This is a genomic window from Photobacterium sp. DNB22_13_2, assembly GCF_052873915.1.
In genome coordinates this window covers 139,619-158,481 of record NZ_JBNNXU010000008.1, presented here as the reverse complement: position 1 = coordinate 158,481, position 18,863 = coordinate 139,619, and the positions used below count along the sequence as shown (strand labels likewise).

General features: G+C 43.5%; 13 protein-coding genes. 10 read left to right on the top strand and 3 right to left on the bottom strand.

Going from position 1 to position 18,863, the window contains the following annotated elements:
• The first annotated feature begins 1 nt into the window (after position 1).
• The 7 genes from ACVA58_RS14290 (at position 2) to ACVA58_RS14260 (ending at position 10,466) form a co-directional block, all read left to right on the top strand.
• On the top strand, positions 2-2,263 hold the full coding sequence (locus tag ACVA58_RS14290) for a response regulator (protein ID WP_446511108.1): 2,262 nt from the start codon (positions 2-4) through the stop codon (positions 2,261-2,263).
• Positions 2,184-3,641, top strand: a complete 1,458-nt coding sequence (locus ACVA58_RS14285; protein ID WP_446511107.1) for a TolC family protein — start codon at positions 2,184-2,186, stop codon at positions 3,639-3,641. The genes ACVA58_RS14290 and ACVA58_RS14285 overlap by 80 nt, the downstream gene beginning before the upstream one ends.
• Before the next feature lie 11 nt (positions 3,642-3,652).
• Positions 3,653-5,260, top strand: a complete 1,608-nt coding sequence (locus ACVA58_RS14280) for an ATP-binding cassette domain-containing protein (protein ID WP_446511106.1) — start codon at positions 3,653-3,655, stop codon at positions 5,258-5,260.
• Complete coding sequence (locus ACVA58_RS14275) at positions 5,257-7,398, top strand: ATP-binding cassette domain-containing protein (protein ID WP_446511105.1); 2,142 nt, start codon at positions 5,257-5,259, stop codon at positions 7,396-7,398. The genes ACVA58_RS14280 and ACVA58_RS14275 overlap by 4 nt, the downstream gene beginning before the upstream one ends.
• Before the next feature lie 155 nt (positions 7,399-7,553).
• Positions 7,554-8,627 carry a threonine aldolase family protein gene (locus ACVA58_RS14270; protein WP_446511104.1) on the top strand — a complete coding sequence of 358 codons (1,074 nt, stop codon included), beginning with the start codon at positions 7,554-7,556 and terminating at the stop codon, positions 8,625-8,627.
• A gap of 337 nt (positions 8,628-8,964) precedes the next feature.
• Complete coding sequence (gene gloA, locus ACVA58_RS14265) at positions 8,965-9,345, top strand: lactoylglutathione lyase (RefSeq protein ID WP_446511103.1); 381 nt, start codon at positions 8,965-8,967, stop codon at positions 9,343-9,345.
• Positions 9,346-9,365: 20 nt separating this feature from the next.
• Positions 9,366-10,466 carry an alkene reductase gene (locus ACVA58_RS14260; protein WP_446511102.1) on the top strand — a complete coding sequence of 367 codons (1,101 nt, stop codon included), beginning with the start codon at positions 9,366-9,368 and terminating at the stop codon, positions 10,464-10,466.
• 75 nt (positions 10,467-10,541) lie between these two features.
• On the opposite strand, the gene ACVA58_RS14255 is transcribed toward ACVA58_RS14260, so the two are convergent.
• The 3 genes from ACVA58_RS14255 to ACVA58_RS14245 all read right to left on the bottom strand — a co-directional run bounded on the left by ACVA58_RS14255 (position 10,542) and on the right by ACVA58_RS14245 (position 12,546).
• Positions 10,542-10,838 (bottom strand): GNAT family N-acetyltransferase, encoded by a 297-nt coding sequence (locus tag ACVA58_RS14255; RefSeq protein WP_446511101.1) that lies wholly within the window; start codon positions 10,836-10,838, stop codon positions 10,542-10,544.
• Between the two features lie 289 nt (positions 10,839-11,127).
• Positions 11,128-11,682 (bottom strand): outer membrane beta-barrel protein, encoded by a 555-nt coding sequence (locus tag ACVA58_RS14250; RefSeq protein WP_446511100.1) that lies wholly within the window; start codon positions 11,680-11,682, stop codon positions 11,128-11,130.
• A gap of 603 nt (positions 11,683-12,285) precedes the next feature.
• Positions 12,286-12,546: an aldehyde dehydrogenase family protein gene (locus ACVA58_RS14245; RefSeq protein WP_446511138.1), complete on the bottom strand. Its 261-nt coding sequence runs from the start codon at positions 12,544-12,546 to the stop codon at positions 12,286-12,288.
• Positions 12,547-13,017: 471 nt separating this feature from the next.
• Between ACVA58_RS14245 and ACVA58_RS14240 the strand changes: the two genes are divergently transcribed.
• The 3 genes from ACVA58_RS14240 to ACVA58_RS14230 are packed head-to-tail and all read left to right on the top strand — an operon-like array spanning position 13,018 to position 18,831.
• The gene (locus tag ACVA58_RS14240) at positions 13,018-13,608 is read left to right on the top strand and encodes a hypothetical protein (RefSeq protein WP_446511099.1); all 591 of its coding nucleotides are present in this window, start codon (positions 13,018-13,020) and stop codon (positions 13,606-13,608) included.
• The gene (locus ACVA58_RS14235) at positions 13,589-15,826 is read left to right on the top strand and encodes an integrase (protein ID WP_446511098.1); all 2,238 of its coding nucleotides are present in this window, start codon (positions 13,589-13,591) and stop codon (positions 15,824-15,826) included. Before ACVA58_RS14240 ends, ACVA58_RS14235 begins: the two co-directional genes overlap by 20 nt.
• Positions 15,820-18,831 (top strand): tyrosine-type recombinase/integrase, encoded by a 3,012-nt coding sequence (locus tag ACVA58_RS14230; protein WP_446511097.1) that lies wholly within the window; start codon positions 15,820-15,822, stop codon positions 18,829-18,831. The genes ACVA58_RS14235 and ACVA58_RS14230 overlap by 7 nt, the downstream gene beginning before the upstream one ends.
• Positions 18,832-18,863 lie beyond the last annotated feature (32 nt).

Sequence of the window (18,863 nt, the reverse complement as noted above, 5' to 3'; positions counted from 1 at the left end):
AGTGAAATTATCGAGGAAGGCTACGATTCGATTTATCGCCGCATTCATGGCAATCGGTGTTATTAGCCAAATGATCATTGGCCTACAATGGCATAACCAAACCTCCGAATATAACAGCATGTTAAATTCAGAACTGGTTAGCAGCAACCACCAACTAATCCAAGCAACTCAAACCTTACTGACAACAATTAGTGGCTGCCAATCTGTATATTGTGCCGAAAATACAGCGATTGGTTTGCAAGTTGATACGTTACAAAAGAATATATCGCACTTTAAACGGGTAGCATCAACGGAGAAAATTAAAGTCAGCTTGGTCGGCAATGTGCTCTACCCTCAGCTTGAGCTTGCTATTGCCAAGTTCAACGCCAATAACGACTACCAGCAATTGCAAAATACACTGCTTCAGCTGCAGCCTGCTCTACAAACATCACAGCAAAACTTGATAGTGGCTATCAATCATGACGTCCAGCAAGCTCAGCAAACCCTTTTCTTCCGTTCAATGATTGTTTTCCTGGTGTTCAGCCTCGTTCTCTGTGCTCTCTTATTACTCGTTGCAACAGCGACAAAACGAAAGGGCTCCCAATCTAAACAGGCGCAATCTGATGTCAGTGAACTGGCCAGCCAACTTGAGCACATCTCAGTCAATGAGATCACTCAAATGCTCAACGACATCAATACCCCACCAGAACAGAGACGAATTTTTGCCAACCTCTCGACCATGTACCAGGATGTTGAACAGCAAAAACGCAATGCCGACTTATACCGTCAACTGTACGCTTTGATTGGTTACGAAATCCGCGGCATGACTAACACAATCCAAGGTGGGGTTAGGCTCATCGCCCAAGAAGCAGGTGAAAACGGTGCCGTTTTAGCACGAGATATCACCTTAGCGACCAATACCTTATCTGAACTAGCGGATAACTATAACCGGCTGATATCCGGAGGTAACAGTGCGGCTTCAGGTAATGTTACTTTCCTTCCTTTGATGTCGGAATTACTGGTCCACCTCAGTGCTAAAACCCAGCACTCACAACGCTATCTGGAATGCCATTTAGGCAGCCACTTACCCGGTGACATTGAAGGCAACCCAACGAGTTTATTCTGGGTACTTTTTTTACAGCTTTCCAATGCCATCTCAGCCCAGAATGAACCACATATTTTATTCCACATTCATACCGAAGCGGCCAATGAGGTAGAGCAATCCAGACTGGTTTTTGAAATCGTTTTCCTGCCCACGAACGCGTTAAACCTCCACGATATAAAAAGCGCCAATTGGCAACTCGTCGACGAGAAAAGCGGTATTAATGATGAGTGGTCAAAAGCGATCCTCACCAAGGTGACCCGTTTTGAATCTACTTGGCTGACATCCAATTTGCTCCTTCCACTGAAGGATAATAACCAAGCTCAGCAACAAACCAGCATGCAGAAGCTCCGTATTGGCATTGATATTACTCCCAAGAGCTTCCACCAGATTGAGCGCTCACTTGAAAACAAACACTTAATGATCTGTACCGATTCCCAGCTTCAAATTGACATAATGTCCAAGATGCTATCGCAATATGGTGCAACGATTGAGGTTATCCGTTCAGCGAACGATATTTTTAAATCGCTATCACGTATAAATGATTTCGATGGGATCATCATTACCGACACCATAAAGGGTATTCAACTTAAGTCATTCTGTAAAACCTTGCACTCTAGGCTTAAGAAGAGCACCAATACCAAACTCTTTTTAGCCGCTTCTGAATCAAGCACCGTTCAGGACACCCATGAGTACGTTGACCGAGTATTTTTTACGCCTTTCGTTGCTCACGAACTTGTTCCTAATCTCACAGAGGCCATGCAAGCGACTGAGGAAGCCAATGAGCAAACACAAAATGCCTTCCTTATCGTTGAAGATGACAAAGTTCAGCAGTTTTTACTGAAAAAGCTACTTAGCAAGCAAGGCTATGAAGCTCATACCGTGAGTGATGGTGCACAAGCCGTAGAGTACATGAAAGAACACGGTGCAGATATCGTCTTTATGGATTGTATTATGCCCGGCATGGGCGGTATTGAAGCCACTAAACTCATCCGCCAACGGGAGCAAGACTTGGAAGTCTTCCACCCCACCACGATTATTGGCGCCACAGCACTGACCAGCGCCAGCGAACACAAGTCATGTATTGAAGCAGGAATGGACTATGTCATCAGTAAGCCGTATAAAAGTGATGAAATTATCAAAGTTATTAAAAAATACATGGCTATTAAGAAGATCTGCTAACCCTGCAAGCACATTGTTAGCAGCCTCGGTATGTGCGTCGCTGGGAGTCACGGCACACGCCGCCGATCTACTCAATGTGGTCGATGTAGCATTGCAGCGCAATCTGTCATTAAGTAGCGCCCAAACAAATTTGGCTGCGACTGAATATGAGCTGGATATTAACCGAGGGAACTTCTTGCCTTCACTTAATGTGTCAGCCAATACCAACTGGAATGATGGTACGACCCATCAATACGATGGTGCGAATACCAACAATAGCTACAACAATCACGGCGTGAACGTCACATTAACCCAAAGCCTGTTTGATCTCGGGGATATCTACTCATATGGAAGTACCCAGACCGATATTGATATCGAATCGCTCAGGACAGAACAGACGCGGCAGCAAGTTATCCGCGAAGCTGCTACCACCTATTTCGACTATTTAAAAAACCGAGCTCAGATCCGCGCAACTCAAGCTGAACTGGAATCGTCAGAATCCCGGCTGACGCTTATCAGCCGTAATATTGAATTAGGGAATGTAGCAGGCACCGAACGTTATGAAGTGTTAGCCCAAAAAGAAAGAACAGCTGACAGTTTACGTACTCTAAGGAAAGATCAGCGCATCATACTCAATGATCTTGCCAATATTGTTCAGCAGCCACTCAAACCGGATTACGATCTTCAATCAAGCATACAATTTGAAGCCATTCCTCCGGGTCGCCAAACTGAGCTCAATAACATTATGTACTCGTCTGATCTCAGCTTGTTAATTGCCAAACAAGCGGTCAACAAAAGCCGTCAGGTATTAAAAGAAACCGGCGCAACTTTCGTCCCTTCCGTTAAAGGCAGCATTGGCTATACCTATGACGATACCAACAATGCATCAGCCAAGCTATATCCTGACAAAGGCGTAACAGAAGAGACGGTATATACCCTCACTTTAGATGTACCGATTTTAAATGGTGGCCGTGATTACTACCGTTACCAACAAAATAAAGTTGATATAGACCGGACGGAAATCGATCTACAAGATAGCAAAAACGTTAGCCAGCAGCAGTTTGAAGAGTTTATATACAATATCAATGACTTTTCGGCATCGCTCACTAGCCTGACCGCGATAATTCAAGCCAACTACGCCTCGTATATTGGTATCCAAAAAGCTCACAAGTTAGGTACCCGCACCATTACTGACCTGCTTTCGGCTGAGAGCAAGTTGTATAGCAGCATACGAGATTATGAAAGTGCCCGGTATGACTATGTCATCAATCTCATTCAACTCAACGAGCGGATCGGTAACCTCAATATGGCCACGATCGGCAAGATCGCCGAGCAGATGTCACCAATGAATGATGACAGCTCCCAATCGCCAATCCCACTTCACCTGATGGTCCAGTGACGGAGTAAGTAATGAAAAGCCAACCATTTACTCGTAAAATCAGTCCATTGGACAAATTGTATTTGTTGTTCTCAACCTTGATGACCACCCTATTGGGCCTGGTGCTGCCTTTTTCGATCCTGATTATTTTTGATCGTATCTTGCCAAATCAGTCAACCAATTCACTGATGCTGCTGTTTGCCATCATTTTGTTCGCCATTTATCTCGACTACCAACTCAAGCGGCAAGAAGAGCATTTAGTTTCGGTGATCATGAAACGCTTTGAAGGACAGTTAACCAATCGGGTTTTCTTAGCCATTTGTGCTGCCAATATTGAGCGCTTCAGCCGATTGGAAATGGGGGAGTATTTAGAGCGGATCGCCACCATTTCCGATATTAAGCAGTTTTTCGGTGGTGAAACCATAAAGGCCATGATTAACGCTGGCACCAGTGCCATCACGGTATTAATTATTCTTCTGATCAATTTCTGGGCAGGATTAGCGCTCATTGCTGCATCAACCGTGCTGTTTTTTGCTGCCCGTCATTTGTCACAACGTCGCGTCGACGTGCTTTCCCAACGTTCAGATATCGAGGGACTGACAAATTCCAAAATCATCGAGATAGTGTCAAACCCATTGGATATCAAAAGCCGCACTATGGAATACCGCATTGAAAGCGTGATGGTCGAAATGATTGGTGAGCGGGAAAACCAAAGTATTACCTATGAACGCTTGGAGTCATCGTTCAATCTAACCCTCAACGTGATCCAGCAACTTTCGGTCGCCATTGTCGTCGTTCTTTGTGCATTAGCTGTTATCAACATGGAAATTAGCCAAGGGGTAATGGCCGCCGTCATTCTACTTACCAACCGCTACTTCGCTCCCTACCAACAAGTGATGCGCACACTTAGCCGCTGGAGAACCAATCAACTAAATGTTAAACGCATCGCTGAAGTGCTCGAACTCGAATCATTCAATCATGCCTCGAACAACGAAGACGTTGTACGCACTATATCTATCGCGCCAACAGGCAACGATGTAACGGTGAGCATCCCGGCCATGTCTCTGACAACCGGCGAGATCAATCTACTTACCGGCTCTAGCGGCAGTGGCAAAAGCCACCTATTGCGATGCCTTACCCGTGATAGCCACGATGATAACTTGTCTTTTGTCATCAACGACAAGCTAGCCGACGACATTGACTACGGGGAGTGGCGTAACAACGTTATCAAGGTCGATAAAAACTCCGCGTTAGTCGAAGGGACAATTATTGACAATCTCACTTGCTTCAAACCTCACCTTAATAGCGCGGCCTTTTCACTCTGTGAAAACCTCGCAATAAAACATAAGATTGATGGCCTTAAAAACGGTTTCTATACCAAGATTTCTAGCCATCACCAGCTGCCGTTCTCACGCCAAGTCCGGTTTGCTCTGCTCATAGTTAGGGCGTTGTTGAGTAACAAGCCCGTATTGTTAATCGATGATATTGATATGGTGTATGACGAGCAGTTTGCCCGCTTGTTACTAGCCTGTATTACTCCGAAAGCCAACAACTTCATCTGCATAATCGTCAGTAACAAATTGGGACAGCTCGATCCCCGCTTGGTTCGCCACAAACTTGTTTCTAGGGTTGCCGCATGAGTGTATTAATTGACTTCAGCAATATCGATGAGCGGCTGGGCGACTTCGGCTCAGCCAAGTTCAAGGAACGCTATAAAGGATCACCCACTTTACTTGGTTTGGCCTATACCCTTGTGACTCTACAGTGGGAAGGTACCCCAGAGATCCTCAGTGATGCCTTTGTTCCCAAAAGCCAAGATGTCGACAGTTTTTCAACTACACTGTCACGGCTTGATTACGAATGCCATGTCAGACAACTAACAACCATGCATCAACTAGAAAGTGTCTCAACACCTGCTTTTGTCCAGTTCGATAACGTCTGCACCATTTTCCTCGGCATTGATAACGGTCTAGCCAAACTGTTTGATTACCGCAACAATGTCGTCATTGAGCACCCGCTGACAAGCGACAGCTGCACGGTGTGTGAAATTTCAAACTACTCGAAAATATTTCGAGAACCGCCTCCGGAATCTCAAGACAAATCCAACTGGATAAAATACGCGTTCTATCGCTACAACAATGAAATCAAAAGCCTTCTATTACTCAGCTTAATCATTAACGTGTTAGGTGCAATGCAGCCGTTCTTCATCATGGGGGTTTACAGTTTTGCGTTAAGCTCGGGCTCTGAATCGACACTATTCTGGCTAACTGGATTTGCTGTCTTTCTTGCACTGTCTGAATACGCCTTCAAACGAATGCGAATGAATATTTTGGCAACATCAGGAAAAGATCTCGCCACCCATATATCGCGAAATGTCATCAGTAAGTTGTTATGGCTTCCCTACTCTATGACGTCATCCGCTGGTGTTTCTTCTCAGCTGGCGAGGTTGAAAGACATCGACCAATTCAGAAAGCTGGTCACGGCAGAGTCTTCGCTTAGTTATTTCGATATGCCATTTGTGATTATCTTTATTATGGCTATCACTATTATCTCTGGCACAGCCGCGCTCACCGTGCTAGCAGGGATTGCATTGATGCTGTTTTTCTGTGTCTACGCTCGCTATATCTACAACCAAGCCACCTCAAGAAGCTCCCGAGCCAACGCCATGGTGTCTTACCAGTGGAATGAATTGCTAAGAAGTATAAGCAGTATTCAGGGGCTTCCACTAATTAGGGTGATCCGTTCGCGCTTTCAAGCCGCCCATGAGCAAAGTTTGGAGGATGCAAAAGGCGTATCAGTAACCAACGGTAAAATCCAAGCAATGGGCCAAGGGTTGATACAGGCTATTGGTACAGCCAGTATTGTTACTGCGGTTATTGGCGTTATGGCTGGAGAGACCGATGCCGGCGCTATGCTAGCAATTATCATCTTGGTCTGGAAGGCGCTGGGGCCAATAATGGGGATCTACAATTCAATCACCAAATTCAAAACCATCAAATCTGCCAGCACGCAAATCAATGCGTTGATGTCACTCAACGATGATCGCCATTCATTGGAAAGTAGCCCACCCATCCGCCAGTTTAAAGGCAATATCACCATATCTGGCCTTACCCACCGTTACCAAGGTGCTGCGACAGGGCTAACCAATTTGGCGTTCACAGCACAACCCGGTGACAAAATTTCCATATCCGGCGGGTCTGGGTCGGGTAAAACAACCCTACTGAGTATTCTTGCGGGTCTAGAAGACCGTTATCAGGGTAATGTTCTATTGGATGGTTACAACATTAAGCAATTCAATAATTTCCGCTATAGAAAAGCTATTAATTACATTCCATTCGATCTACATATCTTCGATGGAACGTTGGAATCAAACTTCATCATCCATGATGGCGTAATATCCACTGAGCAAATGGAGGAAACCATCGATTTCTTCAATTTGCACCCATGGTTGCCCGAGGGGCTACAAACCCAGATGTCATCAGAGTTTGTCAACCAACTGCCTAACGGTATTCAGCAATCACTCAGAATGGCTCTGGGACTTGGCAGCTGTGACCAAGGGATCATTATTATCGACGAACCGTTTGTGGGCGGAGAGAAAGAATACACTAAGTATATCAATAAGCTATTCACCGAAAAGCTCGCCAATGCCACGGTCATCTATACCACTAATGACAAAGCCTATATTGCAGCGTCCACCAGCTGCCTATTGCTCGACAATGATGGAGCACAAAAGTATTTCGGCTTCCCTGACAAGGTCATTCAAACTATGAAGGGGTAACTCAAATGTTGGGCGGCGTCTGTCGCCCAATTTCCATTTCAGATTATCATAATCACTTCAATAATATCTTTTCCCAGGTAACAGCATTATCCTCCTTTACTTCTCACTCCCAGCTATATAGCTTGTAGGCATAACGCACCACTAAGGAAGATTGAATGAACAAGGAATTACGTAGCCAGTGCCATACTATATTACCTGGCAATCAGGACGAGTCGCCGGCACAACACTTTATGAAAATGGCACAATGGTGCGAACAACATGGCATCAAGCATGATGTGTATGGTGAAGGAGAGTTAATACAATCCTTCGAACAGAAAGTCGCAGATCTCTTAGGATTTGAAGCGGGTCTCTTTGTTATCAGCGGTACAATGGCTCAGGTCACCGCACTTGAATTAGTATGTCGCCAAAAGCGCAATTCCATTGTTGCTATGCATGAATCAAGTCATATCACCCGATTTGAAAGGCAGGGGTACCAACTACAAAACCGCTTTAACATCTTGCCTGTCGGTAATGCGTTCAAGCCCTGGACACTAACAGATCTGCAGGCTTGGCCAGATGAAATATCTGCCGCACTTTATGAATTACCGATGCGGGAGCTCGGAGGTCAGCTTCCATCATGGAATGATTTGAAAGAAATCAAACAACACTGCCAACTTCAGAATATCCATTTACACATGGATGGTGCCCGCCTTTGGGAGACTGCAGCGTATTACCAAAAGTCTTATCAAGAAATCGCCCACGGCTTTAACAGCGCCTATGTCTCTTTGTATAAAGGTGTAAACGGACTTGGTGGTTCCATGTTATTAGGTGATAAGGCATTTATTGAGTTAGCAAGCCTGTGGATGAAAAGACAAGGCGGTAATGTATATCACCGTACTCCCTATGTTGTCTCTGCGGCGATGCAGTTTGATGAGCGCATTGCGTTGATGCCCACCTTGTTCGAGAGAGCCAAGGAAATCTACTTGCTACTATCTGAGTTCCCGCAACTCACTGTTAACCCGACTCAGCCGCAATGCAATATGCTGCACTTAATTATTCCGCTAAGCTACGAGAATACAGTGACATTATGTGAAGAATTAGCTGAACAAAAAGGGATCTGGCTCGGCAATCCCCAAGTTGCTCAGCACCCAGCCCAATCAGTAATTGAATGGTACATCGGTGATAACTTACTCGCCTTACCTAACGAACAACTTAGAGACATTTTTCAGTACATTGTTGATCATATATAGAAGCTGATAACAAACTAACCGTTGATGATAAAATACATCCTGTTCAACTATATTCAATAGAAGACTCTGTTTGCTTTGAGTGTGTCTATGGTACTTGTCATCAACTTGTTGCTTCTCTTATTTGTCATTATCGCTTTAAGTTACTTTGTCATTTCTCAGCACAATGATGACGATGTCTAACCCGCGCCAATCACTAATAACATTAAATTATCAATTCAATAAATAATGATAATTTTTTATCTTAACTCACCCTCGCTATAGTAGTCCTATCAAAAATGGTTGTTTAGACCAAACAACACATGCCACTTTGCTCAGCGTCATTACATAAGGGTGCGATATGAAATTTCTCCACACCATGATCCGCGTTACCGACCTTGATAAATCTATCGAGTTCTATACCAAGATATTGGGCATGAAAGTGTTGAATCGCTTTGAAAACACAGAATATCGCTACTCACTGGTTTTCGTTGGCTACGAAGAAAACGGCGCCACGATTGAGCTGACCTATAACTGGGATACCGACGCATACGAGCAGGGTAATGCATTCGGCCACCTAGCCTTAGGTGTTGACGATATTTACACCGCCTGTGACAAGATAAAAGCCCAAGGCGGTAATGTAAGTCGTGAGCCAGGCCCGATGCTTGGCGGTACAACGCACATTGCTTTCGTGAAAGATCCAGATGGCTACGCTATCGAACTAATTCAGACAAGCAAATAATACCGGTTGGAGTACTAGAGATGAAAGATACATTATTTCAGCCAATGCGCCTTGGCAATGCAACACTTAAAAACCGTATTGTTATGCCACCGATGACTCGCTCGCGTGCGACTCAGCCGGGTAATGTCGCTAATGATATTATGGCTCAGTACTATGCTCAGCGTGCCGATGCTGGCCTAATTGTTGCTGAAGGTACTCAGATTTCCGAAATGGGCCAAGGCTATGCTTGGACACCGGGGATTTATACTAAAGAGCAAATTGCTGGCTGGAAAAAAGTCACAAATGCCGTTCACGCAAAAGGCGGTGTGATTTATGCGCAGCTTTGGCATGTAGGTCGCGTGACCCACCCTGCCAACATTGGTGGCCAGCAACCTATTTCATCTTCGGCCCTGAAAGCTGAGAACGTTAAAGTCTTCATTGATGACGGTAACAACGCACCAGGTTTTGTCGATGTCGTTGAACCACGCGAGATGACCAAAGATGATATCCAGCATGTGATTGGTGAGTACCGCCAAGCTGCAATCAATGCCATTGAAGCAGGCTTTGACGGTATCGAACTGCATGCCGCAAATGGCTACCTTGTAAACCAGTTTATAGACTCAGAAGCCAACAACCGTACAGATGAGTACGGCGGATCTATCGATAACCGCCTGCGCTTCTTGGGTGAAGTCGTTGAAGCGATGAGTCATGCTATCGGTGCCGATCGTGTCGGTGTACGCCTTGCTCCATTTACTTCACTTAACGGCACGGTTGATAAGACGCCGGTTGAAACATATACCGCAGCAGCAGCAATGTTAAACAAGTTAAATGTGGTTTACGTTCACATTGCTGAAGTTGATTGGGACGATGCACCAGACACACCGCAAGCATTCAAGCACGCTGTGCGTGATGCATACAATGGCACAATTATTTACGCGGGCCGCTACAACACTGATAAAGCCGCACAAGCAATCAGTGAAGGTTTGGCTGATATGGTAGGCTTTGGTCGTCCATTTATTGCCAACCCAGATTTACCAAACCGCATCATGAACGACTACCCACTAGCCGCTCACGATCCTGATACCCTATTCGGTGGCACAGAAAAAGGTCTACTTGATTACCCTGAGTATCAAGTAAACTAATCTCCAATGGTCGCTTGTATGAAAAAGCCCTGCTTACTAAGCAGGGCTTTTCATATTGAGAATGCAATAAGATACCTATATGGCACTTGCAAGCAAATGCTGCCACTTTTCGTTGTATTTATTCATATAATGGACAACATAGCTACATTGAGGGATCACGGTATAGCCATCTTGTTCAATCGTTTTCAAAACGGCTTCCATCATCACGCTGGCATACCCCTGGCCCCGCAATGCATCAGGTACCGATGAGTGATCGAGAGTAAGAACATTTCCGGATATCTGGTAACTTACTTTTGCTTGGTAGCCATCGACAAGCTTCACAAAATAGGTTTTACTTTCTTTGTCGTGGTCGACCTTGTAATGATTAGACATATCCTTCTCCTTAATTTTACCTACTTACTCGAAATCAAGCTTTTAATATACCTGAATCAAAGCGGCATATAAACGCCCCACTCTGTAACCAAAGCCGTAACATAACCAACATTGGAGCTCCCAAAGGCGGAAGATTCAATGCCCCATTCCCGTCTATTTTGCCCCTTTTCAGCATCCTACACTCATCATCACCTCTAAACATAAAAGCAAAAGCTTATGCTAATTTAAAAAGGCGTCATTACCGATAATGTAATAACGCCTTTATATGAAATTATATATAGCGAGAGGATTAAAAATGGTAGTTCGCCATAATAACAACTTGCTGAGTATCATCTATATCAATATCCTCTTCGTCATAATCCTGATGTATATAACGGTAGGTTAGGTCCGTACTCCACTCCTTATTAATATGATATGAAGTTCCAACTTGCAAGCCCCTAATAAAATCCATGGAGGTCTCATCAGAAATATCATTATACCCAACACCTAACAAAAACCCTCCATTCAATGACATATTATTATTGATATCATATAAGTAATCGTATGAAGCAAAAAATAGGCTCTGGGAGAACTTATCCTTATAACTGTATGTTGCTGTTACTCTGTGTTCAGAGTTAATGGTTAATCCAGCGTTCAGTTGAACCGTTGCGTCCTCACCGTTCACAGAGTTGGCCCCACCAAGGTTGTCATCTTGATACCCAACACCTGCACCTACGAAGTAATCTGTTTTCGCATAGGTCAATGATGAGCACAGCAGCAAGGAAAGAGTCATCAATGTAATACCATAATCCTTGATATTGCTCGTATCAGGATTGCTCAATTTTATACGTTCAAAACTAGACATTAATTACCACCGTAACCTAGCCGAATATAACATGAATTATTTGATATAACTTCTTATCACGCACAATTTAAGAATGTAAGGGAGTATATAAGTCCAACAAAAAAATATAAACGTTCTACTTTCGAAAAATTACGAAACCTAATATTTATGACTGTATGTAGTATTCATGAATGCATTCTATTTTAGGCAGTGATTCCAAAAATGTAGACGAGTATTTTATAGATATCGTTCTCATTTTCAAGAAAGTGAGAAACAGTAATACAATTGAAAACAAATATTGATATTTTATAAAACACAATAAAGAAGCAAGTACACTAAAGCTATACATATTCCTATACCATACTTAACGTTGCAAACACGGTTTAAAACATTAGATGCACCTATAGGAATGGTTGAACTGTTCGCCAGATACTCTTTAATATTTAGCTACCTCTCTCTACTACTCATCTAATCTGGTATTCGGATCATTGAGACGATGGATAGCGATTAAATTGCTGTTGGCAGATATCATCGCTGGACTACTCACTGACTACATTGCCCATTCAGTTCGTCACACTTATCGCTATTATTACTGACTAAAATAAGAAGCTAGAATCCCGCATCTCATGTTAGTAATTTAATGAAGACCATTTTTTCTTCGGTGAAGTCACGCATAGTGTATGGGATACCACCAATACCATATCCTGACTCTTTCCGCCCAGCAAAAGGCATCCAATCAACCCTAAATGCCGAATGATCATTTACCATCACAGCAGATGCTTCGAGTTGATGCTGTGCCTGAAGGGCAACGTCCAAGTTCTTGGTATATACCGCTGCTTGAAATAAAAAAGGGACATTGTTTGCGCGTTGGTAGGCTTCCGAGATCTGATCAAATCAGCCCGAGAGACCGCACAATGTAAGTAATCATTATCTGAAACTGCTGCCGTTCCCAATGAGCGCTCATCAGCTATGGCATATTGCCTCGTACTTTGCTTGATAACTTTGGCGACAGTCTCTTCAGCTCTTCTAAAGGCTTCTCTTAGGCCCAAAAGTTAGATACGGCAAAAAACGCAACAAAGCGTTCAACTTTAAGTAAATTGAGATTTCATTACGGAAGAACAAAAACTGGATCGGGCAGCGGGAATCGAACCCGCATCATCAGCTTGGAAGGATTATACCCACCCGTGATTTAAAATCGATACTAACTGTCAATTTTATATTTTTCAGTAAGTTACTCATCAAATAGATACATACATCAAAACCCATAATTTACCATTTATTACGGGCTTGTCACAAAAATGGTCACCTAGTTTTGTATACTTAATGTACATATTTTGTGCTAAGGATTGTGCGATTATGGCCAAAATCATACCTGACCGGGACAAGGAAAAGTTATCAATCAGCGTTCATCCGGCGGCAAAAGCAGCGTTTGATTTCTTTAATAACCAGGCATTCCTCTTCGATAAAACACTGTTCACTATCGGCGTATTACGCACTCTGAACCAATACTCAACCCTCCATGCGGTAGAGCTGGAAAGAGGGAAAGTGCTGCTGTTTTCAGGATTCGAATATTTCGGTTTTGACTTATCAAATATAGACACCAACAAAAGTACAATTATTGCTCACCGAGATTTAACGGATGACGATATTCAATTACACGCATGGGTTAACGTTACACGTACTCTCCTATCATCATTACAACCTCAACAAATCGAATCCTTTAGAAGAAGCTTTAACCAAACCGCGCCAAATGATCTTGTTCAGATTTTAAGCGACAGAAATAAAATTAGTCAGCCTCAATTAGCCAAGTGGACATCACTATCACGCAGTGGATTAGCCCGGCAAAAAAGTCGAGGATCAGAATCAAATAATTGTGAACCACAATCTCAACCATCCATTTTTGAGAGGCTGCTCAGGGAGAGTACTGATGCGTCGGAAAGAAATTGAAGAGCGATTCAAAGCAAGAAATATTTATGCTTTCTTTAAAAAACTTTTCCCATTCTCTGCTTGTGAAAATGCAGCTATAGCGGAGGAAGTCATTCGCCTATGTAACCTATTAGCATCACAGCATAGTGACCATTTTGATGAGCTACCTCTTCTACTAGAGGAAGCATTCAAAAGAAAACAGTTAGCATCAATTACCCCCGATGACGTTAGTAAAAAAATAACTGATAATCGTCAACTCGGGGTTCACTATATCCCTGCTTTTGTTGCGTCAACCTTGCTTCGTACTTCATATAACAGAGCGAAATTCGACCAGTATAAAGCCCTAACATTAATCAGCATTACCAGGCTAAGCTTCATGGGTAAACATGACGCTAAAATTAAAACAATCTGCGATGAAGTGCGGCTTTTTGCCAATGGTCAAAGAGAAACAATGGCAGGTTACCTTCCGGACATTAATCAGTACGCTTTCCCTGAGCTTGTTAAACAATTTACCCTGCTAACAGATAAAGAAAAGTCCATCATTAAATCAGCTCGTATCATCAATCAACTTGAGCATTATCATCGGCCATACCAAGCCAGCCTTCAATCATCCGAAGGGTATACGAGGTCCGTTACCACAAAGCAATTTCGACAAGCAGGCACATTAACTGTTAGTCCGAGACAATACTTGAATGATGAGGGAGATTCTCTCATCGAGATTAATCAACTCCATTTCGGCTCCAGGAACAATGAACCGTGGCAAGATGAAGACGGTTTAGGAAACGACAACCGTAGTCTTACTATCGTTACCAGCCCATCCAGCGTCAACAAAGATTACAGTCTGGAAGTGATGAAAGCCCGCGCCATTCAGGCGCGTATCAGAAAGAAAAATATGCACCTTCCCTGCGATATTTACGCGTTCACCAACTTTGAAGTTGCATGTCTGGTTCAGGCATGCCTCAAAACCATTGAAGTTGGTAATACCAATGAAAACTGTATAGCAAAGCTACTCATGCTGATGCTTTTAATGGGTAACATCATTGAGCAGGTAAGAAAAACAAAGGTTCAGCGCTCTGCTCACAAGTCAGTCTGTGGGTTTATCCGGAAACACAATCTGCCCACCCACAAACTCAGAGCAGAATTAGCCCCCATCCTTGAAAGAGTTTCAGAAAATCTGCCTTTCCCCCTTCCCAAACTACTTACACAAGGGGTAAACAGCTTCCGATTTACGGATGTTGGGGAAAAAGAAATAAAAGCCTACCTGCATGACATCAACCGAAAACACCATACCCACATCACACTCACCAAAATCAGCGGATATCTCAGGCAAAAGCTATCACAGGAAGAAATTGATCCGGTGATCATTGAAATCATCTGTGGGACAGATATCAGGGCTATTCCTGCCTTGTTCTATACACAACTATCTTATTCAAGCATCCTTAATGCCTATCTACGCTATATCAAGTTCATTGCCTCTGCGAGCCAAAAGCCGGAATTGGAAATTTTGAACGATGTAACCGTCCAGGATAATATGCTTATCGGCTCACCACTACACATCCGAGCCAAGATCCTCAAGTCACTGTTCTGTCAACTTGATAAGCAGATTAAACAGTCATTGCAGCGTCCATCGTTGAAGTTCTCAGAAGAATGCCACAACCAGGTGACCCTATTCACCCAATTAATAATGGGGCTTGCCTGTGGCTACCGTCCAGTTACAGGCTGGTTTGGTAAGTTAGAGCACTTTCATCTAGATACGGGCGAATGTTGGATTTCAGACAAAGAGAAAAGTACTGGCGATTGCAGCCGAGTCATAGTACTCCCCAAAACTGCCTTGAGAATATTAGAGCAGTACCTGACATACGTTGAACAAGCCGCCATACATTATGGCAATGCAAACAAAACTATTAGCTTTCGATACCATTCAGTTCTCAATAGCCAGGAGCACCTTTTCTTTTTCCGGGAAAAAGACTTAATCCAGGAAACCATTCCCTCAATCTTTATCGCATTGGTTGACCCCATTTTCCCACTTCAGCCTAACTGGCCTCGGCATCATATCCGCTCATTGCTACTCAAAAACAATGTCCCGACAGAATTGATCTCTGCCTGGATGGGGCATCAGGACACAGGAAAGCATGCCTTCAACCAATTCAGCCATCTCAATAGAAAGCAAATGAGAACAATTAGCCAAGTGATAAATCACCACCTGATTGAAATCGGTCTTGAGGAAAGCATATGGTAAGCATCGGTAGTGAGGCACGAGAATCCAATCGACTAAAAAATATCGAAAGTGTCAAACGATATACTCAGCTGCTGCTGGACAAGCACTTCCCAAATCCCAGTAATCGGCCTAGTCCCGAACTCTTCGAAGACAAATGGCTTAAATTTATCGGAGAGTTAGAAAAAACATTTGGTACCCAGCGCGACTATCGTCTGGCCTTTAATACCGCAATAAGAAGGGTTCAGCGTTACCGGGAACAATACTGCTGGAAGGTTTCTCCTCCATCCTTTCTGGTCACACACAAAGAGCCGACTCAGTTAAGAACTTTGCCGTGGCTCAAGGCAGCCTGGGCGGTTCATAGCTTCTATGAGGAGTGGTTCAATATCGTCCTACTTTGCAAAAAGCAGCGTGATACTGCAGATATCTATCAATCACTGATACTGTCCTTGGTTTTTCATAGCGGCCAGTGCTCGGCAAATGTCATCACTGCATTTTGTCATGAGCTAAGATGCGGTCATCTTAAACTTCAGCATTGGCAAAAACATATTTTTGCCACGCTCACATTGGAAGACTGCAAACTCAACACCAATTGTTATGTAAATGACGAAGCAAAGACCCTATACCATTGTTACTTTCATCCGATCACCCTAGGGCTACTCAGGCTATGGCTAGCCACAAATAAAACAGGCTGGATTCCACCGAAAAATTCAAAAGAGCTATTTAAAACACTATGTGCCGACATCACACCACCAGCACACTTGCCTAAATCACTAGCAGACTTCTGCAAGGCCGCAATATACACCTGTGAAACCATTGACGGTGTCGAACTCAGTGAAGCTCTTGTAGAATACCGAATTGGGCGAACAAAGTCCTATGCATTACCACCGGGCAATATCCCCCGTATTATTGAGCCAAAGGTAAATCAAGTTTTCAACCATCACTTCTATCAGTTTAATAAAGACATCACAGTAGCGCGCAAGGATCAGATAAATTCGCCTAAAGGACGTACCAACGGTATGCCTGCACTGATAAAACAATGTCTTGCAGATAATAACCCAAATGAAAAGCTCTCCCCTAATCACTTACGAAATAACCTTGAACAATTAGCTGCAAGCATAGAGCTATCAGAACCAGAATCAGTACTCATCCATTGGTTTATCTATAAAACTTGGTCATGTACTACATCAACACTCAGACAATACAATGCTAACCTCACCAGAAAATGGCTCTATCTTGGCCAGGAATACGAACTTTCAAGCTTATCATCAGAAGATATCGAGCAACTTTACAAGAACCTAGTCTTTAGTCATAAATCAGCAAAATCCCAGAAGTACTTTGCCATGCGGCTAAAGGACTTACATGGTTTTGCTGTCCAGAACTACAGCTTTCCTGTACTCACCAGCAGTTATTTTCATGTCGATGCCGGGCAACAGCACACCCGATCAGGTTTTGTCGATGAGGGGCTGTTCTCTGCATTACTTAGCAACATCCAGCAATTGGTTGATTTAAATAATGCTGAGAAAATATGCCTACAGTCTCTTTGTATCCTTTCCTATCGATGTGGCCTCAGGCTGAATGAACTGAAAAAGCTGCAGCTTAAGCATATCGAGACCTCCCCGACCGGTTGGATAGCTGTTAGGGAAAACCGGTTCGGTGATAACAAAACGGCCAGCAGCCTAAGAAAGGTGCCGCTTTTCCCGTTGTTACTTGAACACGAAAGGCAGATAGTCAGTAAACACTTACAATCAAAAATGGTAACATGCAGATCTATGGGGAACCTGGTCTTTACTTTTGGCCAGAGTATCAATCAGCCTTTTGACACCTTCCTGGTACCGAACTTTGTCAGTGAAACACTCAAAGCTCTCTCCGGGCTTTCTTATCTGGTCTTTCACCACTTAAGGCATAGCTGCTTCAGCCGGTTACACCTGCTGCTGGAACTAGATGATGAGTTTGATTGCATTCCCAATATCGTCCCTTACAACAAGCAACAGCGCCAGAAAATCCGCCATACCATCACGGGTAAGTCACTACAAAATAGCTATTACGCCCTCGCCGCTTTTGCCGGCCATGAAACTCCAGAAATGACTTTTTCCCACTATTTGCATTTTTCCGACTGGATAACCGCCACCAAGATCAACAAAGCAACATACCATCTTAGTCAAAAACAAGCCGTTCAACTAGGGTTGTCATCGAGACGATATCATCAACACCAAAACGGTAATGCCCGACCTAATGACTTACTCCCCTATCTCACCAAGAAATTGAAGGTTTCACCTGTCCAGTCAATGGTGAAAGATGGCATAACACCCACTCAAGTCGACAGTGGAGCAGACACAAAAATAATCAGCATTCCCGTCTGTTATCAGGTACTGGAACATTATGAAAACGGGATAAGTCTCCAAGAAATAGCCTATAAATACCGTATTGAGCCAGAGACTATCGATAAGTGGTTAGCAAACGCCCAATACATCAAATCGCTGAAAACGAATACAACTAAACAACGCTCCCGTCACTTTTCAGCAGCCCGTGAGTACCGGTTATTACCAGGTAAATTAAAATCAACAGCTGAAAACAAACTCGTCAACAAAGCCATTGCAAAGCTTCGACATAACTATCGAAACCAAAGGGCAGAAATCACAGAGATGTTACTCTATGCCTTAAACCACACCAGTGAAAGTAAATCAGGTATATATTTCAATAGCCCAGATACCTTGAGCCAATTCATTAAAACCTTTCACTTCATGATTCCCAAGTCGTCTTGGCGAGGCATCACCCTGTATCACGGCAATAGTATAAAGCGAGAGGAATGGAGAAAGGCTCTTCAAGGGATCAAACAGCGGCGAGGGAAAAAGTCATCGCCAAACAATAAGCCCTGTAAAGGAGCCGTTCGCCTTGAGTTAATTAGTCCTGATGAAGAAAGAATCATAGAGAAGACTGGCCATAGCAAATACTCCTCTCATCTGTTGATTTACCTGATTCATATGATGGGGATAATGATAATTAAAAACCCAAAGCGCATTTTTTAAACAAATCGAGGCCGTAATGACCTCGATTTGTT